The sequence below is a fragment of the Paenibacillus artemisiicola genome (assembly GCF_017652985.1).
Classification (GTDB): domain Bacteria; phylum Bacillota; class Bacilli; order Paenibacillales; family Paenibacillaceae; genus Paenibacillus_Z; species Paenibacillus_Z artemisiicola.
Genome location: NZ_JAGGDJ010000005.1, coordinates 154,770 through 178,395 on the forward strand (window position 1 = coordinate 154,770; position 23,626 = coordinate 178,395).

The 23,626-nt window shown below is 62.3% G+C and carries 23 protein-coding genes; 16 read left to right on the forward strand and 7 right to left on the reverse strand.

The annotated features are described in order from the left end of the window. Positions 1-85 precede the first annotated feature (85 nt). A complete protein-coding gene (locus I8J29_RS10900) occupies positions 86-946 on the forward strand; it encodes a 5'-3' exonuclease (protein ID WP_090641371.1) in 861 nt (286 codons plus the stop codon). A gap of 190 nt (positions 947-1,136) precedes the next feature. On the opposite strand, the gene I8J29_RS10905 is transcribed toward I8J29_RS10900, so the two are convergent. From I8J29_RS10905 to I8J29_RS10920, 4 genes are all read right to left on the reverse strand, one after another. After that, positions 1,137-1,313, reverse strand: a complete 177-nt coding sequence (locus tag I8J29_RS10905; protein ID WP_208847642.1) for a hypothetical protein — start codon at positions 1,311-1,313, stop codon at positions 1,137-1,139. Positions 1,314-1,338: 25 nt separating this feature from the next. Continuing rightward, a complete protein-coding gene (locus I8J29_RS10910; protein ID WP_208847643.1) occupies positions 1,339-1,524 on the reverse strand; it encodes a hypothetical protein in 186 nt (61 codons plus the stop codon). A gap of 597 nt (positions 1,525-2,121) precedes the next feature. Then, positions 2,122-2,382: a hypothetical protein gene (locus I8J29_RS10915; protein ID WP_256252759.1), complete on the reverse strand. Its 261-nt coding sequence runs from the start codon at positions 2,380-2,382 to the stop codon at positions 2,122-2,124. Positions 2,383-2,434: 52 nt separating this feature from the next. Beyond that, positions 2,435-2,731: a DUF3055 domain-containing protein gene (locus tag I8J29_RS10920; RefSeq protein ID WP_208847644.1), complete on the reverse strand. Its 297-nt coding sequence runs from the start codon at positions 2,729-2,731 to the stop codon at positions 2,435-2,437. Positions 2,732-2,993: 262 nt separating this feature from the next. Between I8J29_RS10920 and I8J29_RS10925 the strand changes: the two genes are divergently transcribed. Further along, positions 2,994-4,007, forward strand: coding sequence for an HRDC domain-containing protein (locus I8J29_RS10925; protein WP_208847645.1), 1,014 nt, complete (start codon positions 2,994-2,996; stop codon positions 4,005-4,007). Here the strand turns inward: I8J29_RS10925 and I8J29_RS10930 are convergent. Continuing rightward, positions 4,002-5,006, reverse strand: coding sequence for a zinc dependent phospholipase C family protein (locus I8J29_RS10930; RefSeq protein WP_208847646.1), 1,005 nt, complete (start codon positions 5,004-5,006; stop codon positions 4,002-4,004). The genes I8J29_RS10925 and I8J29_RS10930 overlap by 6 nt on opposite strands. A 411-nt stretch (positions 5,007-5,417) precedes the next feature. Here I8J29_RS10930 and I8J29_RS10935 point away from each other — a divergent pair, with 411 nt between their 5' ends. The 12 genes from I8J29_RS10935 (at position 5,418) to I8J29_RS10990 (ending at position 20,381) form a co-directional block, all read left to right on the forward strand. Continuing rightward, positions 5,418-5,879: a chemotaxis protein CheX gene (locus I8J29_RS10935; protein ID WP_090641379.1), complete on the forward strand. Its 462-nt coding sequence runs from the start codon at positions 5,418-5,420 to the stop codon at positions 5,877-5,879. A 104-nt stretch (positions 5,880-5,983) separates the two neighbouring features. Next, complete coding sequence (locus I8J29_RS10940; RefSeq protein WP_208847647.1) at positions 5,984-6,757, forward strand: SDR family NAD(P)-dependent oxidoreductase; 774 nt, start codon at positions 5,984-5,986, stop codon at positions 6,755-6,757. Between the two features lie 32 nt (positions 6,758-6,789). Next, positions 6,790-8,292 (forward strand): DEAD/DEAH box helicase, encoded by a 1,503-nt coding sequence (locus tag I8J29_RS10945; protein ID WP_208847648.1) that lies wholly within the window; start codon positions 6,790-6,792, stop codon positions 8,290-8,292. 1,235 nt (positions 8,293-9,527) lie between these two features. Continuing rightward, positions 9,528-10,613, forward strand: coding sequence for a Gfo/Idh/MocA family protein (locus tag I8J29_RS10950; protein ID WP_208847649.1), 1,086 nt, complete (start codon positions 9,528-9,530; stop codon positions 10,611-10,613). After that, positions 10,606-11,415 (forward strand): sugar phosphate isomerase/epimerase family protein, encoded by an 810-nt coding sequence (locus tag I8J29_RS10955; protein ID WP_208847650.1) that lies wholly within the window; start codon positions 10,606-10,608, stop codon positions 11,413-11,415. The genes I8J29_RS10950 and I8J29_RS10955 overlap by 8 nt, the downstream gene beginning before the upstream one ends. Before the next feature lie 81 nt (positions 11,416-11,496). Then, complete coding sequence (locus tag I8J29_RS10960) at positions 11,497-12,510, forward strand: LacI family DNA-binding transcriptional regulator (protein ID WP_208847651.1); 1,014 nt, start codon at positions 11,497-11,499, stop codon at positions 12,508-12,510. Positions 12,511-12,554: 44 nt separating this feature from the next. Next, a complete protein-coding gene (locus tag I8J29_RS10965; RefSeq protein ID WP_208847652.1) occupies positions 12,555-13,511 on the forward strand; it encodes an ABC transporter permease in 957 nt (318 codons plus the stop codon). Positions 13,512-13,529: 18 nt separating this feature from the next. After that, entirely contained in the window at positions 13,530-14,501 is a 972-nt protein-coding gene (locus I8J29_RS10970) for a carbohydrate ABC transporter permease (RefSeq protein WP_208847653.1), read from the forward strand. 50 nt (positions 14,502-14,551) lie between these two features. Next, positions 14,552-16,516 carry a type 2 periplasmic-binding domain-containing protein gene (locus I8J29_RS10975; protein WP_208847654.1) on the forward strand — a complete coding sequence of 655 codons (1,965 nt, stop codon included), beginning with the start codon at positions 14,552-14,554 and terminating at the stop codon, positions 16,514-16,516. A gap of 326 nt (positions 16,517-16,842) precedes the next feature. After that, a complete protein-coding gene (locus tag I8J29_RS10980) occupies positions 16,843-18,063 on the forward strand; it encodes an S-layer homology domain-containing protein (protein ID WP_208847655.1) in 1,221 nt (406 codons plus the stop codon). Between the two features lie 319 nt (positions 18,064-18,382). Then, positions 18,383-19,153, forward strand: coding sequence for an ABC transporter ATP-binding protein (locus I8J29_RS10985; RefSeq protein ID WP_208847656.1), 771 nt, complete (start codon positions 18,383-18,385; stop codon positions 19,151-19,153). Then, positions 19,137-20,381, forward strand: coding sequence for an ABC transporter permease (locus I8J29_RS10990; protein ID WP_208847657.1), 1,245 nt, complete (start codon positions 19,137-19,139; stop codon positions 20,379-20,381). The genes I8J29_RS10985 and I8J29_RS10990 overlap by 17 nt, the downstream gene beginning before the upstream one ends. 234 nt (positions 20,382-20,615) lie before the next feature. On the opposite strand, the gene I8J29_RS10995 is transcribed toward I8J29_RS10990, so the two are convergent. Together I8J29_RS10995 and I8J29_RS11000 are read right to left on the reverse strand one after the other, a co-directional pair. Beyond that, positions 20,616-21,341 (reverse strand): sulfite exporter TauE/SafE family protein, encoded by a 726-nt coding sequence (locus I8J29_RS10995; protein ID WP_208847658.1) that lies wholly within the window; start codon positions 21,339-21,341, stop codon positions 20,616-20,618. A 394-nt stretch (positions 21,342-21,735) separates the two neighbouring features. Then, a complete protein-coding gene (locus tag I8J29_RS11000) occupies positions 21,736-22,257 on the reverse strand; it encodes a GNAT family N-acetyltransferase (RefSeq protein WP_208847659.1) in 522 nt (173 codons plus the stop codon). 102 nt (positions 22,258-22,359) lie between these two features. Here I8J29_RS11000 and I8J29_RS34185 point away from each other — a divergent pair, with 102 nt between their 5' ends. Together I8J29_RS34185 and I8J29_RS11005 are read left to right on the forward strand one after the other, a co-directional pair. Beyond that, positions 22,360-22,491: a hypothetical protein gene (locus tag I8J29_RS34185; RefSeq protein WP_276316276.1), complete on the forward strand. Its 132-nt coding sequence runs from the start codon at positions 22,360-22,362 to the stop codon at positions 22,489-22,491. A 53-nt stretch (positions 22,492-22,544) separates the two neighbouring features. Beyond that, positions 22,545-23,423 carry a LysR family transcriptional regulator gene (locus I8J29_RS11005; RefSeq protein ID WP_208847660.1) on the forward strand — a complete coding sequence of 293 codons (879 nt, stop codon included), beginning with the start codon at positions 22,545-22,547 and terminating at the stop codon, positions 23,421-23,423. Positions 23,424-23,626 lie beyond the last annotated feature (203 nt).

A 23,626-nucleotide genomic window follows, 5' to 3' on the forward strand; every position in this document is an offset into this window, starting at 1 on the left:
ATCCAACCGGCGATCGGCGTTGCGGCCGGGGGCCATCCTATTCTATGATAAGAGTAACTTTTGATAGAACAGGAAGGACGAACCGATGAACGAAAACAAGATTCTGATCGTCGACGGGATGGCGCTGCTGTTCCGGGCGTATTTCGCCCAGTCGTACGATGCCCGCCGCATGGCCGACGGCACTCCGACGAACGCCGTTTACGGATTCCTGCAGTATTTGTTCGACGCCGTCAACCGTTTCGGGCCGACGCACGTGCTCTGCTGCTGGGACATGGGCAGCAAGACGTTCCGCACGGACATGTACGCCGGCTACAAGGCGAACCGGCCGGAGGCGCCGGGCGATCTCATTCCGCAATTTTCCTTGGTGAAAGACATCGTGGCCGCGCTCGGCATCCCGAACGTCGGGCTGGAAGGGTACGAAGCGGACGACTGCATCGGCACATTGTCGAACAGGTTGAGCGAGCTCGGTCACGTATACGTGCTGACGGGCGACCAGGACATGCTGCAGCTCATCTCGGAGCGGATTCACGTCGTCATCATGAAGAAGGGGCGCGGCAATTACGCGGTGTACGATCTCGATTTCCTGCAGACGGACAAGGGCGTTCGGCCGTTCCAGATCATCGAGATGAAGGGGCTGACCGGCGACACGAGCGATAACTATCCCGGCGTCAAGGGCATCGGCGAGAAAACCGCGCTCAAGCTGCTGCAGGAATACGAGTCGATCGACGGCATCCTGAGCAATTTGGACGCCTTGTCCAAGAGCGTCAAGGCGAAGATCGAAGCCGACCTCGAGATGCTGCATCTTTCGCGCACGCTGGCGCGGATCAACGTCGAAGTGCCGATCGAATGCGAGCTCGAGACCTGCGCCTGGAGCGGACCGCAGGACCCGGCGCATCCGATGTTCGAGCAATACCGGCTGACCTCGCTGCTGAAGCTGATCGGCTAGCGGGAAGGCGTATCGGAAACCGACAAAAAAGGACGTCCCGCGGGACGTCCTTCTTTGATGGGGACTTTACCTTGATACCGGCCGCTCCGGGGGAGCGGGGGAAGCAGGATAACGCGATTTGACCGACCGCCAGCACGATGCCGGCGGCGGTCGAAGACCAGTCGGAATTTCCGCATGCGCGCCTCCGTGGTCAATGCAGCGCGAAGGCGAGCAGTCCGACGGCGAGCGGGCCGACCACCAGGAAGCCGAGCAGCGCCGCGGCGAGCTTCTTCATCCAGGAAGAACCGCGCGACGCTTCGAGCCGGTCCAGCCTGTCGTTGATCCTTCGCAATTCACGCCAAATCTCTTCGTCCGATCCGTTCGGCATCTTCGTCACCTCCTCGCAAAAGCCGCTACAGCCTTCGGTTACGCTTCTCGTCCAAATGAATGTCGAGCGCTTCGATCGCGCGGATCAGGAGCTTGATGACGAGGTACAGCGCATAGAGCCCGAGCAGCGCCATTAATCCGTACACGATGATCAAAAACACGGGGATCGCGGATAAGAGCGAGAAGCCCGATATTCCGGTCGCAGCGTTCATGACGTTAGTCCTCCTTTCGGGCGCGGAAGAGGCAGGCATCTGCCGAGGTACCTCCCGTTCCTGAACCCGTATTCTAATCTTTTCCAGTTATGGTCGTCAATCGTTTTATGCAGCTGCCCGCGTTGCGGCGTATCATCGGCGTTTACGGGCTCTGTGCTCTCTATATCGGGAAACGGCTTGAGGCAGATTCAAAAGCCCGATCAGAAACGTCGAGAACAGCGGAAGCAGCTGAAAGAAAGAGAGATGGAGTTCTCCATCCCCGACGGGTCCGGTCTTCGGTCGGCGGAAGTCCCAGATGCCGTAGAGCAAGGCCATAACCGGAAGGAGGAGACAGACGATGACCAATACTAATCGCAGGGCGTCTTTGTTCATGATCCGCTCCTCGAAAAGGCGGTATTGTTCGATTTCTACGCGTTCGCGACAGCCCGGCTCCAAATTATGACACATCCGAGCTGCGGCGGATCGCCGGATTTCCGTCCGGCAATAGAAAAGGCCCGCAGGCCGGAAGCATCGTGTAAAGCGCTTCTTGTCTGCGGGCTATGCGCAACGCGGTTATGTTTATGTTCGTAGTGACGGTTTAGAGTCGGCTGCGGGACTTCAAGGCTCGTCGAGCGCGTCCGGATAGCTGTCTTCTCCGGGATAGTCGCGGTCGATGCCTTCATGCAGGTCGCGGTTCTCGTAGTCGAACCGGTTCGGGGAGCGCATGTCTATCCGCCACGGCGTGCTCTTGCCGAGCGAAGCCGATTGAATGCCGGACCCGTAAGGGCCTTCGGGAAATTCCTCCGCGACGAGATCGTTGCGCTGGGACTCGACCGTCTTGAAATCCGTATAAGCTTGGCGATTTTCTTCTTCGAACACGTCGGCTACCTCCTGAAACGGATTGGGGTGGTACCGTTTCAGTGTACCCCGATCAGTCGGTAAAATTCACCGTTCCCACCACAAGCTCGAGAAACTGGCGAAGCTCTGCCGCTTCTTCTTCGGTCAGCTTGTACGCGTATTCCAAGTACCCTTCCTCGTCCAGATCGTCCTGTCCCACGATCGCGGTGCGTCCGGACTGCAGGTCGGTAATCAGCTTTTTGCCATAGAAGCGATTCGTCGTCAAGATGGCGAGATCGAAGCGTTTCAGGCTCGGCGTGATGAACGTCACGAAGCGGGTCGACGTTTGTTCGGTCGAATCCGACATAAAATCGTAATCAGGCAGCTGCATCGGGCGTTCCTCCTTTGATGGGTTTATCATAGCATCCCGTTCGCGGCCGGGCAATACGGCGGAGGGGAACAATTGTTCGATTTTGCTATTGCCAACGCCGCGACGCTTGTGCTATGATGAGTGCAATCGAATCGTTGCACATGAGGAAGCACCTCTTTTCGCCATTAAGTATGGCGTTAAGCGGTGCTTTTTTGCGTTCATGCGGCCTAGCGGCGCGCGGGCGGAGCGGATTTGATGACACTAAGAGACGGAGGTGGCCTGCATGCAGGTCGTATTTTTGAACACGTTTGAGAAATCGGGCGGAGAGGACGGGGCCGCGCGCGAAGCGCAGCTGTCGATCTGCGAACAGAACGGCGTCTGGTCGGTCATTTGGACGGATGCGGACGGACCGCTGGACGGCGGCCAATCGGCGTGGTACGAAGGCGGGTCGTGGGAAGAGATGATGACCGCGTTTCGGCATGGCGTCGCGGTCCGGATGGGCGAAGGCTTCGCGCCGCTGATCGACGGCATGCTCGAGGAGCGCAGAAGCGCGGACGCGGGCGCCGCGCAGTATGCCATGATTCAATGCTACGGGGAGATGAACGGGAACGCGGAGCTGTTCAACGCGCTGCGCGACTGGCGGCGCGCCAAGGCGGCGTCGATCAAGAAATCGGCTTATCTCGTGGCGACGAACCGGATGCTGTGGATGCTCAGCGCCTATGTGCCGCTGCAGCCGGAAGAATTGATGCAAATCCCGGGATGGGGCGAGGCCAAGCAAGCCGCATACGGCGCGGAGGTGCTGGCCGTTACGGGCGCGTTCGGACGGGAGACGTCGTTTCCGCTCGATTGGGTAGCGGACAGGCTCGACCCGAAGGTGTACACGAAGTGGGTGTTCAAGCAGAAGGAGAACAAGTACAAGACGCAGCTTGACCGCCAGCAGGAGAAGCGCGACCTGCTTCGCGCGATCGCGGAAGGCAAATCGATCGAGGAGCTGCAGGCGGAGATCGAGCTGCCGCGGCGGGATTTGATGGAACGGCTCGAGAAGCTTGATTTGGAAGGCTACGATCTGGAGCCGCTCATCGAGAAGGAGCTTGCGAGCATGCCTGCTTCGGAGCAGCAGCTCGTGTGGGACGCGCTGCAGTCCATGGGCGACCGGTACCTGCGGCCCGTGCTGCACCGGGTTTATGGCGAAGACGCGGAGCAGGGAAAGGGCAAGGGGCTGGACCTGCTATACGATCGGCTGCGGCTGATCCGGCTGCGGTACCGCCGTTCGGGCGGCAACGACCGGGTGTCATAATGCCCAGATCGGATCCTCGAACCGGATGGAGGCGCCGCTGTCGCAATCCCGCCCGGTCTCGTAGGAGCGGTTGCCGATCAATTGGGCGGCCGCTTCGCGCAGCCGATGTTTGGACAGCGTCTGCTCGTCGATCGCGCCGTCGATCCGCGGCGCCTCGGGTTCGTCGCAGCGCAGCCATTGAAGTACGGCCGACACGACTTGCGCGCTCTCGTCCATCGCACGGTCCCAGAGGGTCCAGACGTCGTCGTCGTAACGCGTCAGTCCGTCCGTCGGATCCAGCCAAGGGCGCCGGGATACATTCAGGATATCCAGCTCCGGCATCCGGCGCTTGTACACGAACGGATCGATTTGCTTGAACGTCAGGAAACGCTTGATACCGCTCGGATCGTGGAACAGCCGCTGCGCCCGGATCATGTCGCGCATCGCGTGCTGCCAGTCCTCGCGCCGGACGCGAGGCGCCGATTCGGGGTAGTGGACGGCCGCGATTTGTTCGAAGGCGTCCAGGATCGCCCGGGGCAGCTCCCCGCGATTGTCGATTTCCCGCCAGGCCTCCGTCTTCCAGGTTTCCGCCCCGAGCAGCTTGCGGACGATGAGCGTGTCCATCATGACTTCGAAGCGTTGATGGTCCCATTTGCGAAAGCCCGAGCGGCTGAACACGTACGGATGCATGACGCGGTCCAGCAAATGATGCAGGAGGAAGCCGAGCGCATAGACGAGCGCGTCGTCTTTGCCCGGATCGCATTCTAAGGCCGCACGGTCCGCCGCGTCGAGCAGATCCATGAGGACCGGGCCGCAGTGATGCTCGTGCATGGCGCCGCCGAGGGCGCCCATCGTCCGGTCTTTCTGCCAAGGCAGGAAATGATGATAGAACAGGAAATCGGGACCTTGACAGCCCATATTGAACATGCGCCGGCGCTCCGGAAGGGCAATCAGTGCCCCTTCGCCGAGAGCCTGCAGGCATCGCTGCCCGAATAGCAAATGGGTCCAAACGTTTGGCACGGGTAACCTCCTCAAAATTAAGTAAGCGAACGCGAGCCGCTTAATACAACCGCCCCAAAGGGAAGAGCAAGTATGGATGACGGTCGCACAAGAGCGTTGCGCTATAAGTAAGATAGATCCTTGTAAAGTTTTGTCTTGCCGGACTAGAGGTACGGAGCGTTCTGCTTGCGAATCGTTCGTGACCTGAATAACGAGCGGAGACGTTATTTGAGCGGGGGGCGGCTGGTCATTCGGCCTATGTCCATCGACATGGCACCGTTACGGAATGACCAGGAACTTTAACATATCTTTAGGTCGAATGTTCGACAAATTTCTTCATATCTTGCAAGCTATAGTATACTTGGCCTAAGTATTCCTGTATACTTGTAATGAGTTTGAAAGAAATCGTCGAAAAGGGGCGCTATCCTGAAGATGAAGGCTGAATATATCAATCCCTTCTTGGAGTCCGCTAAAATCGTGATCGAACAAGTGATTCAAATCAGACCTTCTACCGGGCAGCTCGGCATCAAAGACATCAAATTCGTCGAAAACTACATATGGATTCAAATCGGCATCAACGGTCAAATGAACGGCGATATCGTGTTCGGTTTAAGCGAGCAGGTAGCGCTCAAGATGGTTTCCGCCATGATGGGCGGCTATGCCATCGCCGAGATGGACGAGATGGGCAAAAGCGCGATCTCCGAGCTCGGCAACATGATCAGCGGCAACGCCAGCACGATGCTGTACAATCAAGGCGTGCGGGTGGACATCACCCCGCCGAAAGTCATGCATTCGGCTCAGTCCGCCGGCTTCGCCGCGACCAAAGCACTGACGATCCCGCTCATCATGGATGGGATCGGCGAACTGGATATTCAGGTTCTTCTTGCATCGTAGCATGATTTCAAGCTCCCGTGGGAGCTTTTTTTCTTGTCCGGAAAGACGCGGCCCTTTTGCCTATTCGGACCGGTTGCGCTAAACTGAAGGACAGGTGATGCTACGTGCTGAAAGGGAAAATCATCGTCATAACCGGCGCGGCGAGCGGCATCGGCGCGGAGACGGCCAGGCAGCTGGCCAAGCATGGCGCCGTGCCGATCTTGACCGGCCGCAGCAAGGCCAAGCTCGAACGGACGTCTCGCACGATCGAAGGGCCGCACGGCGTTTACGAGATGGACGTGACCGACGATGGCGCCGTACGGACTGTCCTTCCCGAGATCGCGGCCGCGTACGGACGTCTCGACGTGCTGCTCAATAATGCGGGCTTCGGCGTATTCGAGACGCTCGAGGACACGCCCATCGAACGATTCGAGGCGATGATGGACACGAATTATATGGGCATCGTCCGCTGCACGAAAGCGGCCGTTCCCATCATGCGCGCCCAAGGGAGCGGGCATATCGTGAACGTCGCGTCCATGGCCGGCAAGCTGAGCACGGCCAAGGCGTCCGGCTATGCCGCGACCAAGCACGCGGTGCTGGGCTTTACGAACGCCATCCGGCCGGAACTGGCCGGCTTCGGCATCGCCGTGTCGGCTGTCAATCCCGGCCCGATCGATACGCCGTTCCTGAACGCCGCCGATCCGACGGGAGCGTATTTCGAGCGGTTGAAAGGCTTCATGCTGAAGCCGGAGCAGGTCGCCGCGGCGATCGTCCGGGTGATCCGGAAACGAAAGCCGGAAGTCGATCTGCCGCGGTCGGCCGCGATCGGCATCCGGATCTACGGCCTGTTTCCGCGGTTCGCCGACCGGGTCGCGGGCCGCTGGCTGAACCGCAAATAAGCATACGAGTCATATGAGGAGTTTGATAAACCGTGTCCTGGGAATCATTACAGCTGCAGCCGCAGCTGATCGAAGCATTGCGAAGCCACGATATCGCGTCGCCGACGCCGGTGCAGGCGGAGACGATTCCGCTGCTGCTCGCGGGGCATGATCTTTCCGCCCGGTCGCAGACCGGCTCGGGCAAGACGCTGGCCTACATGCTGCCGGCGCTGGAGAAGGCGGATCCGGGCAGCGATACCGTGCAAGTCATGGTCCTTGCGCCGACGCAGGAGCTGGCCATGCAAATTTTCCGCGTCGCGGAGACGTACGGCGAAGCGCTCGGCGTCAAGGCGCAGCAGCTGATCGGCGGCGCCTCCATGCAGCGTCAGGTCGAGAAGCTGCGCGAGCATCCGCAGCTCGTCGTCGGCACGCCGGGCCGCATCCACGAGCTGGTGAAGGCCGGCAAGCTCAAGCTGCACGCCATTCGGCTCGTCATCATCGACGAAGCCGATCAGGTCTTCAATTTGGGCTCGACCGTCGAAGTCGAATCGCTGCTGAAAGGCATGCTGCGGGACCGGCAGATCGCGTTCTTCTCGGCGACCCGGCCGCAGGCGATGGCCGACGTGGAGGCGCGGTGGATGCGCGAGCCGCGGCAGGTGGACGTGGAGCGCCAAACGGGCGGCCGCGTCGACCACTATTATCTCGTCTGCGACAAACGCGACAAGGTGGATACCGCGAGGCGGCTCGTTCGGCTGCTGAAGCCGGCTTCGGCGCTGCTGTTCATTAACGAAACCGACGAGATCGCCAACTACGAGGCGAAACTCAAGTACGAGGGGTTCTCGGTGGAAACGCTGTACGGCGACGCGGATAAGCAGCGGCGCGCGGCCACGCTGGCCAGGTTTCGCGACGGACGGATTCAGATTCTGCTCGCGACGGACGTGGCGGCGCGGGGGCTCGACATTGCGGACCTGCCGCTCGTCGTCCATCTGGATCCGGCGCTGGATGCCGACCATTACGTGCACCGTTCCGGCCGTACGGGCCGAATGGGCAAGTCCGGCACGGTCGTATCCATCGTGACGCGGAACCAGCTGTTCATAATGGACAAGTTCCGCAAGCAGCTTGGACTCGACCTGCGGGAGAAAACGATGTACCGCGGGAAGTTATGGACGCCGGGCGAGGAGAAAGGCCGCGCCGACGAAGGCGACCGCCGCGAAGCAGCGGGGCGCCGCGGGGCCGAGGGCGGGCGTCCGTCAGTGGAACGGCCGTCGGAACGACGCGCCGACGGCGCGCCTGCCCGCGTCGCCGACGGCGGCGCCGGAATCGCGGCGCGCAGGGGATCGGCCGGGGCGACGGGCCAGCCGTTGCGCGGAGCAGCCGGGCAATCCGGCGGCAGAACTGCCGGCCCCGGCGGCGCGGGGGCAGCCCGCGAAACGGGCAGAAAGCCGGCGGCGCCGGCGGCAAAACCCGCGAAGTCCAAGAAACAACTGGAGCAGGAACGCAAAAACAAAGGCGCTCCGAAATGGCTGAAAGCCAAACGAGACGGCGCGCCGCAGTAGACGGCGCATGAGCAAATCGCGCAGCAGCTATTCGCGCAGCAGCAGAAACCGGAAAGGGCCGTGAGGCCTTTCCGGTTTTTTGTCGTGGTCGCGGGAAGGTTGCGGTGAAGGTGAAGGGGCACCGCGGGAAGGTCGCGAGATGACCAAGAGAAGGTGGAGAGGAAAGTCGCGGGAAGGTCGCGAGATGACCAAGAGGAGGTGGAGAGGAAAGTCGCGGGAAGGTCGCGAGAAGATCGCGGGAAGGTGGAGAGGAATGTCGCGGGAAGGCCGCGAGATGCAAGAGAAGGTGAAGGGGAAAGCCACGTGAAGGTCGCCTCAAAATCGCGTGCAGGTCATGGGAAGGTCGAAAGGAGGTCGCGTGAAAGCCGCGAGAAGGTGAAGGGGAAAGCCGCGTGAAGGTCGCCTCAAAATCGCGTGCAGGTCATGGGAAGGTCGAAAGGAGGTCGCGTGAAAGCCGCTAGAAGGTGAAGTGAAGGACACGGGCAGTCACGAGGAGTCACGGAAAGGATACGGCAGATCATGTGCGGGTTACGGGCAGGCCGATCGAAGGTCTAGCGGGGGAATCGCAAGCGGATTCACGGACCGACCGCGCCGATCGGCGGCGCCGCAAGACGCTTCCGACGCCCCTGAACCGCCGCAGCGCAGGCGAGTGAAACGATTCAACACCGCCAAGAGGCATTCCCAAGATTATCGCGCATTCCCGCAGGTTTGCCTAGTTGGCCGCATAAGTGAAATGGCTGGTGAAACGCCTGTTTTCGTGCCCGGGCACACAATATGCTGGCTCGATCGCGATCACTCGTCGTTTGTCAGGACCGGCGATTTCACTATACGATAGCGCTTACAGAGACACGCTTGGACGGTTTAATGTCAGTCGGAGCAAGGAAGCGGGGGGTCGAATGCAGTCGAATCAGCCGTAATCGAATCGTTTCACAATTCATTCGCGCGCCGGTTTATCACAGCCGGAATGCTCGCCTGCCGATGTCACCGGCGTTCGTGTCGATCGCAATCGAATTCGATCGCAGCCGGTTTCTGCCGCATCATTCGGACTCGGCATTAATCGGATTCGGGTTCAATTGATCGCACTCGGATTCTATCAGCAATTCAGGTCCTGTCAGCATTCTTGTTCTATCGGTAATTCGAGTTCTATCAGTCGGGTTCCTTCAACGCTCGGATTTTTATGGATTTCGAATTCCATCCGTTCGAGTTCTATCCCATCCCATAACGAGGTGACGACAATGCGGTTTTATTTAATCGGGGCGGGCGTCATTAACCGCACCCACGCGGAAGCGATCTATAAGCTGGACGGCGAGGAGACCGTCGAGATCAAGGTGGCCGATCCTAACCCCGCGGCGCTGGCCGGGTTCTTGGAGCGATTCCCGGAAGCGGAGGCCTTCGCGGATGCCGAGGCCATGCTGACGGAGCCGCCGCGCGAGGACGACATCGTCATCGTCGGGACGCCGCCGTTCACGCATTTCGCCCTGTCCAACATGGCGCTGGCGTCCGGCCGGCACGTCCTCTGCGAGAAGCCGCTCGTCATGAACCGCGTCGAAGCCGAGGCGCTGCTCGCGGCGGCGCAGGCGCATCACCGGCTGCTCGGCTGCTGCAGCGTCCGGTTCCTCGACGTGCCGAAGACCGAAGAAGCGAAGCAGCTGCTGAACGACGGCACGCTGGGCGACGTGTACAAAATATCGTTCGTCTTCCGCGGCCAGCGCGGCCGGCCGGGCGTCGAATACCAGCCGGAGAGCCGCTGGTTCCTGGACCGCGCCAAAAGCGCCGGGGGCATCGTGATGGACTGGGGCCCTTACGATATGGCGGTGTTGAACGACCTGCTGCAGCCGCAGCGCATCGAGGTGGCCGCCGCGTGGACGAGCAAGCCGGAGACGGACATCGACCCGACGGACACGGTGTACGACATCGAGGGCCATGTCGGCGCCATGCTGAAATTCGTGCGGGAGGACGGCACGTCGGTGTGGGTCCAGTACGAGCGCGCGTCGTGCACGCACGGCGAACCGTATGCCTTCGTCGAGATCGAGGGCACGAAGGGCGCGGTGAAATGGTCGCCGTATTTCGAAACGGACCGCGTCCTCCTCAAGACCGACCGGGGCGGCGAGGTCGAGTCGAAGGAACGCGAGGTGCCGTACGAAGGGCCGATCGGCTACATGGACCATCCCGTGCATTTGTTCCGCCGGAAGGTGAAGGGGCTCGCGTCATCGGCGATCGTGAACGAGCAGGCGGTGTTCAACTTCCTGCAGCTGCTCGCGATTTACGAGAGCGCCGAGAGCGGCCGGCCGGTCCGGCTGGGGAGGAACGTGCATGCGTAGCGGCAAAGGCTTCTCGACCGGACTGTACGGCTGGCAGGCCGAGTATTGGAAGGCCGGCCGCGAGCCGGCGCTGGACGAGATCTTCCGCGCCTGCGCGCAGGCCGGCCTGCAGGCGGTCGAGGCCGACCCGACCCCGGACGTGCTCGCGCTCGCCGGGCGGCACGGACTCGCGATATCCGGCGCTTATATCGGTCTGCCGCTGCACGAGCCGTTCGAGCGCTTGAACGTTCAAGCGACCGTGCTGCCGGCGGCGATAAGGATGGCCGAAGCCGGCGGCACGGACCTGGTGATCAACGCCGATCCGAAGGGCGGCTGGGACGCGCCGCAGCCCAAGACGGAGGACGAGTTCGAGCGTCAGGGCGACAATCTGTCGCGCATCGCGACGGCGGCTGGCGGCCTGGGGCTGACGGTCAGCATGCATAACCATGCGGCCGACGGGCACAACGCGGAAGGCGATTTGCGCTCCGTGATCCGGTATGCCGACGACGCCGTCGGCCTCTGCGTTGACACCGGCTGGGCGCACGTGGCGGGCATGGATCCGATCGGGCTGCTGCATCGGCATCCCGAGCGGATTCGGGCGTTTCACCTGCGCAACCAGTTCGGCCGCGTCCCGAGCGAAGAATTGACGGAGGGCGATATCGACATGAAGGCGCTGCTAAACGCCGCGTCCGAGATCGGCTACGACGGCTGGCTGACGTTCGAGCTGCTGCACGAGGAAGAGACACGCGCCAAACGGACGCTAGCGGAAGATACCGCCCGATCCGTCGCGTTCCTGCAAGCCTGCCTGCGGGAGCGCCAATAGGAGCCGAACCCGGCGGCGGGGCTTGTTCGACCAGCACCCAAGCATGTCCACGGCACAACCAGACGGAGAGGTACACGACAGATGGCAGCTACGATCAAAGACGTCGCGAAACTCGCGGGGGTCGCGATTTCGACCGTGTCTTACGCGCTGAACGGTTCGCCCAAAATCAGCGACGAAACGAAACGCAGGGTCGCCCGGGCCGCCGAGGAGCTGAACTATCGCCCGAGCGGCGCCGCGCGCAACCTGAAGAAGCGCAAGAGCGAGACGATCGGCCTCTTCCTGAACGCCCTCGGCGGCCCGTTCTATAGCCAGCTGATCGAAGGCATCCAGGAGGTCGTCGCCTCGTACGATTACAAGCTGATCGTCTCCAGCACCTACGGCGGGGAGAACAGCTCGGCGCACCGGGTGCTCCGGGAGAAGTTCGTCGACGGCGCGATCATCATGGGCTTCGATATCCGCGACAGCCTGATCCTTACAATCGCCGGCAAGTCGCTGCCGATCGTCGTGCTCGACCGGGAATTGAACGCCGACTACGTCCACAGCGTGCGGATCGACGACGAGCAGGGCGCGTACGAGGCCGTGTCCCATCTGATCAAGCTGGGGCGGAGAAAGATCGATTTTCTGAGCGGGCCGGTCGTCGCCTACGACAACGCCAAGCGCTTCGCCGGCTACCGGCGGGCCATGGACGAGCACGGCCTGCCGTATGCGCGGACGATCAAGGCGCAAGGCCGCTACACCGAGACGACCGGCTATCAGTCGATGAAGCTGATGCTGGCCGCGAACCGGCTGCCGGACGCCGTGTTCGCCGCGAACGACGAGATGGCGATCGGCGCCGTGCGCGCCCTGCAGGAAGCGAATCTGTCGATTCCGGACGACGTGGCGGTCGTCGGCTTCGACAATATTCACCAGGCCTCGTACGTCCGCCCCGCGCTGACGTCGGTCGGCCACTCCCGCTACGAGCTCGGCGCCATCGCGACCCAGTGCCTGTTCCATTCCCCGCGGGAAGGCCAGTCGATCGTCCTGCCGACCGAGCTCGCGATCCGGCAATCCTGCGGGTTCGGCCGCACGGACGGATCGCCGTCCGCCAACGCCTGATGTCCGCCGCATGACCCGCAATCGGAATACAGGAGGATGATCCCGTGTCAGTCTTAACCGCCAAACGGACCGCTTCGCCCAAGCGAGGCAAACGCTTGAAAACGCAAAACGTCAAGGTGCTCTACCTGTTCCTGCTGCCCGCGCTCGCGCTGACCTTCGTTTTCGCGTACCTGCCGATGTTCTCCAACTACATCGCGTTCCTGGACTACGACTTCAACAAAGGCTGGTTCGGCTTCGGCAGCAAATTCGTCGGCTTCGACAATTTCGCCAAGTTTCTGCACGACCACAAGTTCTACACCCTGATCGGGCGCACGCTGCTGTACAGCGTCACGATGATGGTCGCGACGTTCCCGGCTCCGCTCATTCTGGCGCTGCTGCTGAACGAGCTGCGGGGCGAGCGGTTCAAAAAGATCGTGCAGACGACCTCGTACATCCCGCATTTCGTGTCCTGGGTCACGGTGGCCGGACTGTTCTACCTGTTCCTAACCGTGGACGCGACCGGCCTCGTGAACAACATCCGGCAGTTCTTCGACCCCGGCGCGGAGCGCATCTCCTTCATGCAGGACGCGCATAACTTCCTGCCGGTGCTCGTCATCTCGGAGATCTGGAAGGAGACGGGCTGGGGAACGATCCTGTACCTCGCCGCGCTGACGACCATCGATCCGCAGCAGTACGAGGCGGCGCAGGTGGACGGGGCGAGCCGGTTCCAGCGTCTGCGCTACATCACGCTGCCCGGCCTCGTGCCGACGATGTGCATCCTGCTCATCTTCTCGCTGAGCGGCCTCTTGGCCACGAACTTCGACCAGGTGTTCAACCTGCAAAACAAAATGATCCGTCTCGATACCGACACGATCGGCGTCTATACCTACTATCAGGGCTTGGTGAGCGGGCAGTATTCCTATTCCGCCGCGGTCGGGCTGTTCCAGGGGCTCGTCTCCTTCATTCTGATCATGGCGACGAACGCCACGACCAAGCGGCTGAGCAACGTCGGCATCATCTAGGGAAAGGAGCTTCTGACGATGCAAGCGACACTCCAAACGGCGGCGAAAGCCCCGGAGAAGCTGGCGATGAAAGGCACGAAGATCCGCCGGACGGCCGGCGAGCGCGCCTTTGACGCGTTCAACGTCATTCTCATGATCGTCTGGGCGATCACGGCCGTCTATCCGTTCTGGTACATTCTCGTCATGTCCTTCAACACGGGCGCCGACGCGGCGGCCGGTCCGATCTGGTTCTTCCCGCGCGCGTTCACGCTCGAGAATTACGCCTTCGTGTTCCAGTACGACCGGCTGCAGACGGCGTTCGTCGTCACGGCGCTGCGCTGCGCGATCGGACCGGCGCTGTCCGTGTTCGTGACGATGCTGGCGGCGTTCGCGCTGTCGAAGCGGTTCCTGCCGGGCCGCAAGACGATCTTGTTCTTCTTCATGATCCCGATGTTCATCGGAGGCACGATCATTTCGAACTACGTCGTCATCGCGAAGCTGGACCTGCTGAACAACTTCCTCGTGTACGTCCTGCCCGGCGCGTTCGGCTTCTTCAGCATGGTCATCATGCGCACGCACATCGAAGAGCTGCCGGAGGAGCTGCAGGAATCGGCGACGATCGACGGCGCGGGGTACGTCCGCATTTTCTTCCAGATCATTCTTCCGCTCAGCATGCCGATCATCGCCGCGTTCGCCTTCTTCTCGGTCGTCGGCAACTGGCTGGATTATTACACCAACCTGATCTACGTCACCGATCGTTCCTTGAGCACCCTGCAGTTCGTGCTCTACGAGATTATCAACCGCGCCGAAGCGAACACCTTGATCGACTTCACCAAGACGACCGGCGCGCAGCAGCGCCGACTCATGTCGATGGCCAACAACACCGTGCCGACGCCGGAGGTCATCAAGATGACGGTCATGGTCGTCGTGACGTTCCCGCTGCTGTTCGTGTATCCGTTCTTCCAGAAATATTTCGTCAAAGGCATGCTGACCGGAGCGGTCAAGGCGTAAACGCCGCGCCGCCCGTCATCGCCATCCAAAAAGAGGAGGTTTATCGGGTTATGAGAAAGGGAATCGCGCTTCTAATGACGGTCGCGTTGTCGGCCGCGCTCGCCGGCTGCGGCGGATCGGACGGGGGGACGAACGAGCCGGCCGGCACGGCGTCCGACGCGAATAAAGGGACGGCGTCCGAGACGAACAAGGGGACGGGGAACGCCCCGGCGCCCGTCGATCCGTCCAGCTTCAAGGAAATGCACCTGGAGGTGCTGAGCCAGCTGCCGACGAATCCGCGCAAGCCGGTCGAGGACCGCCTGACGCCGATCTGGCGCGAGAAGACGAAGGTCATTCCCGACTTCGTCGAAATTCCGGCCAACACGGACTACAAGAGCTGGCTGCAGATGCAGATTCTCGCCAACACCGTGCCGCAGGTTATCGCGAACCAGAACGGCATCGCCGACGACCCCGCCAACATGGAGATGCTGAAGAAAGCCGGGATGGCGCGCGAAATCACGCTCGACGAGCTGAAGGCGTACATGCCGCTGACCGCCGAACGGCTCGCCGATCTCGGCGTCACGATGGAGCAATGGTACAAGGCGAGCGTCGATCCGACCGACGGCAAGCTGTGGGCGATCCCGTCGCTGCCGAGCCCGCTGCTGAAGGACGAGTACCGCAACTCCCCGTACGGCGAAGCCCGCCTCGGCAACGGCGGCTACGGGGTTTGGTTCCGCGACGACATTTTGAAGAAGATCTATCCGGACGCCATGAGCGCGGACGACCTGAAGAAGCTCGCGGTCGCGAACAAGGGCAAGCTGTCGCTGGAGCAGATCATGGACATCCCGATCCGTAATCTCGACGACCTGCACGACTACTTGACGAAGGTGAAGGACCTGAATTTGGCGGAGAACGGCCACCCGATCACGCCGGGGCATCTGCAATTGGAAAACTCCCGGGGCGCGCTCTACTGGTCGCTCTTCTCCGCGACCGGACTCAGCCTCAGCCAATCGTACCCGCTCGTCATCAACGAGTCCAAGAACCTGTTTGCGGACTACGAGCTGACGCCGGAGTGGAAGAACTACATCTCGTTCATGAACAAGAGCTTCAACGAAGGGCTGTTCGGCAAGGAATTTTACATCCAGAAGAACGAGCAGCGCGACGCGAAAATCATCAACGGCGAGTACGCCGTCGTCAACATGTGGGCGCCGATCGCCGCCAACCAGGACAAGGTCAAGAAGGCGGGCGGGACCTACAATTGGCGCTATTACCCGATCTTCGCCAATGAGCTCGATCCTAGCTACCAGGACGCGGCGAACCAATATTTTCCGCTCACGACCAAATGGAATTCCAAGGTCATCAATCCGAAGAAGGTCACCGAGGACCAGATTCCGCAAATCTTGCACTGGATCGATTGGAACGATTCGCTCGAGGCGGCATCGCTGCGCGAGTGGGGCACGCCGGACATGTATACGGGCGACGGCATGGACCGCCGGTTCAAGCCGGAGTACAAGAAGGTCGAGGAATACAAGCTGCTCGGCAAGCAGGACGAGACGGGCGACGGCTGGTATTACGGCATCCAGGGCCAGGACGGCACGATGACGAATCCGGAGGTGTACGGTCTTGCGATGGCGGGAGAAATGGGCTACGTCTACAGCCCGTCCGTCGTCTATCCGTTCAGCGAAAGCAATTACGACCAGTACACGCTCGTGAACCAGGCTTGGCAGCAGCATAACCTGAAGCGCATGTCGCTCTATGCCGAGCTGCCGGTCGACGACGCCACGCAGCAGGCCAAAGCCGACTACGACCAGGTGAGCAACGACGTGAACAACAATCAGATCGCGCCGCACAACGATGAGCTCGACAACCTGATCGTGAAGGCGATCACCGGCCCCGTCGGCAAGTTCGACGCCAATTACAAGGCGTATACGGACGTCCTGTCGGGCAGCGATATCGCGGACGGGTTGAGCAAGCAGAAGGACGCGTGGATGAAGTACTACAACCTGCGCCAAAATTTCCTGAAGAAGCTGAACTGATCGCGTTCCGATCGCGGAAGTTCGATTTTGGAGCCAGCTTGATCGAAACGTTTCACGGACGCCGCGCCCCCTTGGTGGGCGGGGCGTTTTTTTTTGCAGCCGCGGCCGCCGGAGCGCGCTGGCCGGACATGCGGCTTCGGCCGCGGGTTTGCCAACGCCGGCCGCGCGAATGCGGGGAATTATCCGTTCGTCCGACAATGGCGCGCGGACCGACTTGTCATTTTTTTCTCCCGTCACCCCCCGAAAGCGTTTGCGGCTTCGCGAACGGTATGAGCGAACGTCAACCAAGCGGCTCGGACCGCAATCGTGAGGAGAGTGGCAGCATCATGAAAAACGCCATGTTGAAGAAAGCGGCAGTGACTTCGATGGCTTTACTGACTCTGGCGGGCGGCGCGGGCAGCGCGTTCGCCGACGGCAAGGGACACGGCAACGACGACCGCGGGAACCATAACGGCCAGCACGATAACGGCAAGAACGACGATAAGGGCAAAGGTCCGGCTATCAATCTCCACTTCAAAGACGAAGACCAGCTCAAATGGGCTCTCGAATATATCGTGCGCCTCGCTTCGAAAGGCGTGTTCAACGGCTACGAAGACGGCACGTTCAAACCGCAGCAAAAGATTACGCGCATCGAGTCCATCGTGGCGGCGGTCCGCCTGATGGGCCTCAAGGACCAAGCGGAATCCGCGGCCGAAATGAGCACGAAGCTGAACTTCAAGGACGCGGATCAGCTGAAGAAGAAGTATCCGTGGGCGGTCGGCTACGTCGCCGTCGCGCTGGAGAAGGACCTGTTCTCCGAAACCGAGGATCAGATCCAGGCGGACAAGCCGGCAACGCGCCTGTTCGCGGCGACGCTGCTCGTGAAGGCGCTCGGCCTGGAAGCCGAAGCGAAGGCGAAGAGCAATTCGCAGCTGAACTTCCGCGACGCGGGCAAAATCCCGGCCGGCTCCGTCGGCTACGTGGAAGTCGCGATCGAGAAGAACCTCATCACCGGCTACGAGGACAACACGTTCCGTCCGAACCAACCGGTGACCCGCGCCGAGCTGGCCGCGCTGCTTGACCGGACGGACACGCAGCTGCCGGATCACGACGCGGCCGCCATTACCGGCAAGCTGAAGGCCGCCGCTTCCAACGGCGTCATCACGGTCGTGAAGGCCGACAACAGCGAAGTCGCGCTGGCGCTCGACCCGAACGTGTTCGTCTTCCGCGACAACGTGAAGGCTTCCGTATCCGCGCTGAAGGCGGGCGACGAAGTGCTGGTGCGCACGTACCAAAACAAAGTCGTCTTCCTCGAAGTGACGAAATCGGCGATCGACCAGCCGGCGGTTATCACGCAAAGCGGCAAGTTCAACTCCCTGTCGCTGAACGCCCAGGGCAAAATCGCCACGATCTCGATTACCAAAGAAGTGAACGGCGGCACGCAGGCGCTGGTGCTGAACGTCTCGCCGGACGTGACCGTGATCGGCAACGCGGCGTTGCTCGAAAACGGCCATGCCGTCGAGCTGACGCTGCTGAACGGGGTCGTCATCTCCATTAAAGTAGTGTAACGGACTCATGTGGCGTAACCGCCGCTTCGTCGGGGTACGGCGTTCGACGCTATCCGCACGCTCATGCGGTTTCGATGCCTGGCGGCGGCGGCACGCCTGATCGGACCGCATGCGGCGTCCGATGCGCGTATTCGCCTCTCTCATCATGGCGCGCTGCGCTCCCGCCCCTAGCGGCGCCCGATACCGACCGGCCGGATTCGTTTCCGTCCGGTCTTTTTCATGGCCGGAAGGCGGGAGGGCTTCGTCCGCGACCGCGCGTTCGTTTTTCATTTCTTCGAAAATTTGGTAGTATTCAGGGTAGAACGAAGAGGTGATCGCGATGAAACCCGTATTGGAGGTCAAAGGGCTGACAGGGGGCTACAGTCCCCGCCGGCCCGTGCTGCACGATTTGAATTTCGAGGTCGCCGAGGGCGAGATGGTCGGGCTGATCGGGCTGAACGGCGCCGGCAAAAGCACGGCGATCAAGCATATTCTCGGGCTGATGCAGCCGCATCAAGGCGAGATCCGCATCGGCGGGCATACGCTCGCGGAGCAGCCGGAGCAGTACCGGCAGGCGCTGGCCTACGTGCCGGAGTCGCCGCTGCTGTTCGACGAGCTGACGGTGGAGGAGCATTTGCGCCTGACCGGCATGGCGTACGACGTCGAAGAAGCGCTGTACGAGAAGCGGACGGAAAGCCTGCTGGACGAATTTTACATGCGTCCGAAGCGGGGGGCGTTCGCGTCGCATCTGTCGAAGGGGATGCGGCAGAAGGTCATGATCATGAACGCCCTGCTCGCGCGTCCGTCGCTGTACGTCATCGACGAGCCGTTCCTCGGGCTCGATCCGCTCGGGATCCGCTCGCTGCTCGACAAGCTCGTGGAGGTCACGAAGGAAGGCTCGTCGGTGTTCATGAGCTCGCATATTTTGTCCACGGTGGAATCGTACTGCAGCCGCTTCATCGTGCTGCACCACGGCGTCGTCGTCGCGCAGGGGACGCTGGCGGACGTCTGCGAGGCGGCCGGCATGACGCGCGGCGCCGGCGCCGGCTCGCTGGAGGAAGCGTTCTACCGGCTCGTGACGGACGGGGGATCCGATGGATCGGTCCGTTGAGGCGCTGTGGCGCCGGCGGGCGGGCGCGTTCTGGCGCGAAAGCATCCCCTATTTCCGCGACATGACGCAAAGCGGGCTGCCCGGCGTGGTCATCATGCTGCTGCTCGCGGGCTTGGCCGGGTACGCGCTTCTGCTGCGCGACATGCCGGCGAATTTTCCGTTCACCCTGGTCGGGGTGATCGTCCTGACGCCGGTGCTGTGCTGGAGCCCGCTGCGCACGTGGCTGCGCGAGGCGGACATCGTGTTCCTCGTGCCGCGCGAAGCGGAGATGGGGGCGTACCTCCGCCGGTCGTTCCGCTATAACGGGCTGGCCTGCTTCGCCGCGGTGCTGCTCGTCTGCGCGGTCTACATGCCGCTCTATCTCGCCGGGCCGGCGACGACGCCGGCGCTCGTAATCGGCCTCTTCGCGCTGCTGCTCAAGCTGATGAACAGCGGCGCGGCCTGGCGGGAACGGCAGCTGGCGGGTCTCGCGGCGCGCCGGACCATCCGCGTGCTCCGCTGGGCCGCGACGGCGGTGGCCGCCGGCGCGCTGCTGCAGACGGAGCTGTGGAAGACGGCGGTCTACCTCGTCGTCGTCGGCGGGCTGTTCGCGCTGCTCTATTCGCGCCTGTCGCGCTATCCGGTGCCCTGGCTCACGCTGATCGCCGAGGAGCAGACGACCCGCCGCCGGTACATGGCCTTCTTCAGCGCGTTCGCCGACGTGCCGACGGAATCCGCCGCCGTGCGGTCGCGCCGCTACGCGTCCTGGCTGACGCGGTTCGTCCCGTACGGCAAAAGCCATGCCTTCACCTATCTGTACGCGCACACGCTCGTGCGGACGGAGCTCGGCGGCATCATCCTGCGGCTGACCGCCCTCGGCATGGTGTCCGGGATGCTGTCGGCGTACGCCGGGCTGTGGCAGGGCTGGGGCTCGGCCGCGGTCTGCCTGCTGTTCGTCTGGCTGAGCGGCATTCAGCTCGGCTCGCTGGCGCAGTCGCACAAGCACTCCGTCTGGCGGCTCGTCTATCCGCTGCCGGACCGGACGCGGCACGACGCCGTGCTGCGCGTCGACCGCGTCGCGTCGCTGATCTGCGCCGTGCTGATCTGGCTGCCGCACGGCATCCTGCTGCCGGAGCGCGGCGGCCTCGCGCCGGCGCTCGCCGCGCTGGCGGTGGCGCTCGTCTACGTGCTCGCGCTGCGCCCGCGGCGAATCCGGAAGCTGCTGACGTTCGATCCGGACGACGACTAAGGCTCCGGTGTTTGCGCCGGAGCTGCAGCGGCGCTCCGCACCGAAGCCGCGTTGTGCACGGCGCTGCCGATGTGAGGGCGGCCCTTTCGAAGCGAGAGGCTCCGGTGTTTGCTCCGGAGCTCCCGAGGCGCTCCGCGCCAAAGTCGCTCCCGACCCGAAACCTGCGCGGGATGCGCAGGCCAAGAAGCCCCGAGGCTAAGCCTCGGGGCTTCTTGGCGCGAAACGCGGCGCGGCCTATGTCAGCGCCGTCCATAGCATGGCCGCGCCGGAGCATAGGAGCAGCAGCTCCAGCACGTGCCGGAAGGAGACGGCGCTCATGCGGTTCACGAAACGCTTCGATACGAACGTGCCGAGCATGAGCGAGCTCCCGACGAGGAGGCCTTGCAGGACGACGCTCGGCGGCAGGGCGCCGAGCTCGCGGAACGTCGCCGCTTTGCTCAGGTAGAGGGCGAGCGAGCCGGCGGCTTCCGTCGCGAGGAACGCGCCCTTCGCCAGGCCGTAGGCCGTGAACGCCGGGACGCTGAGCGGCCCCGTCGAGAGGACGATGCCGGTCAGGAAGCCGATGACGGCGCCGGCGGCCGCGAGCTGCCAGAGCCGGATGCGCAGCCGGCGCTTGTCCAGCCAGCGCTTCGCCGGAATCATGGCGAGGAAGAACGCGCCGAGCCCGATATCGACGGCGTGCGCCGGCAGCGTCCACAGCGTCCGGGCGCCGAGCGCGGCGGCGGGAATGCCGGCCGCGGCGTAAGCGCCGCACGCTTTCCAATCGATCTCGCGCCGCCACGCCCATACGCGCGAGACGTTCGCCATGGTCGCCGCGACCGCCATGATCGGCACGGCCTGCTTGGGCCCGAAGGCGATGACGAGCACCGGCAGCAGCATGATGGACGAGCCCGTCCCGATAATGCCGCTGATCGCGCCCGCCGCGAGGCCGACGAGCAGTACGAACACATACGTTTCCAACCTTCAGCACTCCCGTTTCAACCGTCGGCGCCGCCGACGGTTCTTCGATATCTACGCTCTCCATCCTACCACAGGACGCTTGTCGGCGAGAGGGGAAAATCGGCGAGGCCTGTCGGGAGGCGCCTGCCGCAGACAGCGGGACGCCAACGATCGGGCGGACAGCGCCGCGAGGATGCCATGCGGGGGACAGCACCGGGATGCCAAATCGTGAGGACAGCACCGCGGCGCCAACGAATGAGCCGCAATGCTAGCATGCGGGCGGACTTCGTCGGGGCGCCAACCGTGGGCGGACGGCACGGCGCCGCCAACGCGCGAGCAAGCAAGCCGCCCCGCGAAAAAAACCGGCCAACCCGTCGATCGGTTGGCCGGCGCATCTTCGGCCCTGGCCGCCGCCTCAGAGCGTGGCGGCTTGTTGTTTCACGTTCAGCCGGTAGCCCTTGACGAGCGTCTCGCCGTTATGGATGTCGGTGTCGAAGGCGCGCTCGAAGCCGAGCCGCTCGTAGAGCCGGACCGCGGACGCCATCATGTCCGACGTGTGCAGGTTCAGCCAGTCCGCGCCCTGCCGGGCCGCCCGGGCGGCGGCTTCGCGGATGAGCGCCGTCGCGATCCCTTTGCCCCGGTGCTCGGGCGGCACGGCGATAAGGCGGATGATCGGGTTCGCAATGCCGAGCCCCGGATTGCCGTAGGCGGAAGCCGAATCGAGGAAGAGCTGCGCGGAGCCGACGATGCGGCCGTCTTCTTCCGCGACGATCCTGGCCGCGACGCCCGGATTGTCGAAGGAGGCGAGAATGGAATCGCGGTACGCCTCCCACCTCTCCGGAGACAGCGTCTCCGAATATTGCGCATACGCCTCGATGCTGACCCGGACGACCGCGTCGCGGTCCGCTTCCGCCGCATCCCGAATCGTGATTCCCATGGCGAATTCCCCCTGTTCGTTCGGCCCCGCAAGGCGCCTTGTCGTGTAACCCCTACGATACGCTTAAATCCCGAGTAACATAATGGGATATACAAAAATTCGATGCACCGATCGAAAATCCTGATCGATCTCGCCGCCGGAACGACTGCCGACCTGGAGCCTTTCTTCGTCAAGGTCCCGAAAACGCAAGCCGGAATTGACGCCCGCGAAGCAATGGGCTTAGAATACAACTAACTAATTCCAAGTTCGCGCATGCGGATAATAAGCAATGAGGAGATGATACGGCAATGAACATCGAGAATATCGAGGCCTTCGTCTACGTGAACCATTACGGGAGCTTCAATAAGGCGGCCGAAGTGCTGTTCCTGTCCCAGCCGTCCGTCACCGCCCGCATCCAGACGCTGGAGCGGGAGCTGGACTGCAAGCTCTTCGACCGGCTGGGCAAGCAGATCGCGCTGACCGAGAAGGGGAAGCAGTTTCTGCCATACGCCCAACAGATCATGCAGACGTTCCAGAAGGGCAAGCTGCATATGCAGCAGCGCAAAACGATCCCGCACGAGCTGCGGATCGGCGCGACCGTCTCCGTATCGAACTACCTCATTCCGAGCCTGCTTCCCCGGCTCAAGCAGCGTTTTCCGGAAATCCACATCAAGCTGACGACGGCGGGCACGGACGATCTCGTGAACAAGCTGATGGGCAAGGAGGTCGATCTCGCGTTCGTGCGCAAGGTGGCGCATCCGACGCTGATTTCGTACAAATTTTTCGAGGATCCCATCAAGCTGTACGTCTACGAAGGGCATCCGTTCACGCGGAAGGCGGCCGTGCCGATCGAAGAGATCAGCGGCCAGCCGCTCGTCTTCTTCGAATGCGGGTCGCTCGACTGGATGCGGGTGCACCGGGTGTTCGACAGTCTCGACCGCCAGCCGAACATCGAATACTTGGTCGACAATTCCGAGTCGGCGAAGAAGCTGGTGCTCGAGCGCGCCGGCATCTGCTTCCTGCCCGGACTGTGCGTAGAGGAGGAGGTGCGCGGGCAGCGGTTGTTCCCGATCGAGTTCGAGGAGATGAACGGCATCACGCTGCAGACCAATCTCATCACGCGGGGCGGGGAACATTCGCTGTTCGCGGAATCGCTGCTCGAGATCGGCCGGACGCTCTTCGGCTGATCGCCGGCAGGATGGATCGAGGGCACAAGCGACCGATCGAATCTCTCCATCGACGTATAGAAAATCTCTATTGAAAACCGGATTGACCGGCGGGAAGCGGAAATGATAAATTAGTTTCAACCCAATTCCGATTAAATCGATTGGAATTATAAAGTTAAGCATGGACGGCGATCTACCATACCTGTGGAGGTCCGCGAACGGCT

Excerpts from the sequence above, each read along its gene's own strand:
- I8J29_RS10970 (WP_208847653.1), top strand. The coding sequence starts at position 13,530 with ATGCAAGCGACACTCCAAACGGCGGCGAAAGCCCCGGAGAAGCTGGCG.
- I8J29_RS10900 (WP_090641371.1), top strand. The coding sequence starts at position 86 with ATGAACGAAAACAAGATTCTGATCGTCGACGGGATGGCGCTGCTGTTC.
- I8J29_RS10990 (WP_208847657.1), top strand. The coding sequence starts at position 19,137 with ATGGATCGGTCCGTTGAGGCGCTGTGGCGCCGGCGGGCGGGCGCGTTC.
- I8J29_RS10955 (WP_208847650.1), top strand. The coding sequence starts at position 10,606 with ATGCGTAGCGGCAAAGGCTTCTCGACCGGACTGTACGGCTGGCAGGCC.
- I8J29_RS10935 (WP_090641379.1), top strand. The coding sequence starts at position 5,418 with ATGAAGGCTGAATATATCAATCCCTTCTTGGAGTCCGCTAAAATCGTG.
- I8J29_RS10920 (WP_208847644.1), bottom strand. The coding sequence starts at position 2,731 with ATGCAGCTGCCTGATTACGATTTTATGTCGGATTCGACCGAACAAACG.
- I8J29_RS10960 (WP_208847651.1), top strand. The coding sequence starts at position 11,497 with ATGGCAGCTACGATCAAAGACGTCGCGAAACTCGCGGGGGTCGCGATT.
- I8J29_RS11005 (WP_208847660.1), top strand. The coding sequence starts at position 22,545 with ATGAACATCGAGAATATCGAGGCCTTCGTCTACGTGAACCATTACGGG.
- I8J29_RS10975 (WP_208847654.1), top strand. The coding sequence starts at position 14,552 with ATGAGAAAGGGAATCGCGCTTCTAATGACGGTCGCGTTGTCGGCCGCG.
- I8J29_RS34185 (WP_276316276.1), top strand. The coding sequence starts at position 22,360 with ATGCACCGATCGAAAATCCTGATCGATCTCGCCGCCGGAACGACTGCC.
- I8J29_RS10950 (WP_208847649.1), top strand. The coding sequence starts at position 9,528 with ATGCGGTTTTATTTAATCGGGGCGGGCGTCATTAACCGCACCCACGCG.
- I8J29_RS10985 (WP_208847656.1), top strand. The coding sequence starts at position 18,383 with ATGAAACCCGTATTGGAGGTCAAAGGGCTGACAGGGGGCTACAGTCCC.
- I8J29_RS10905 (WP_208847642.1), bottom strand. The coding sequence starts at position 1,313 with ATGCCGAACGGATCGGACGAAGAGATTTGGCGTGAATTGCGAAGGATC.
- I8J29_RS10925 (WP_208847645.1), top strand. The coding sequence starts at position 2,994 with ATGCAGGTCGTATTTTTGAACACGTTTGAGAAATCGGGCGGAGAGGAC.
- I8J29_RS10910 (WP_208847643.1), bottom strand. The coding sequence starts at position 1,524 with ATGAACGCTGCGACCGGAATATCGGGCTTCTCGCTCTTATCCGCGATC.
- I8J29_RS11000 (WP_208847659.1), bottom strand. The coding sequence starts at position 22,257 with ATGGGAATCACGATTCGGGATGCGGCGGAAGCGGACCGCGACGCGGTC.
- I8J29_RS10980 (WP_208847655.1), top strand. The coding sequence starts at position 16,843 with ATGAAAAACGCCATGTTGAAGAAAGCGGCAGTGACTTCGATGGCTTTA.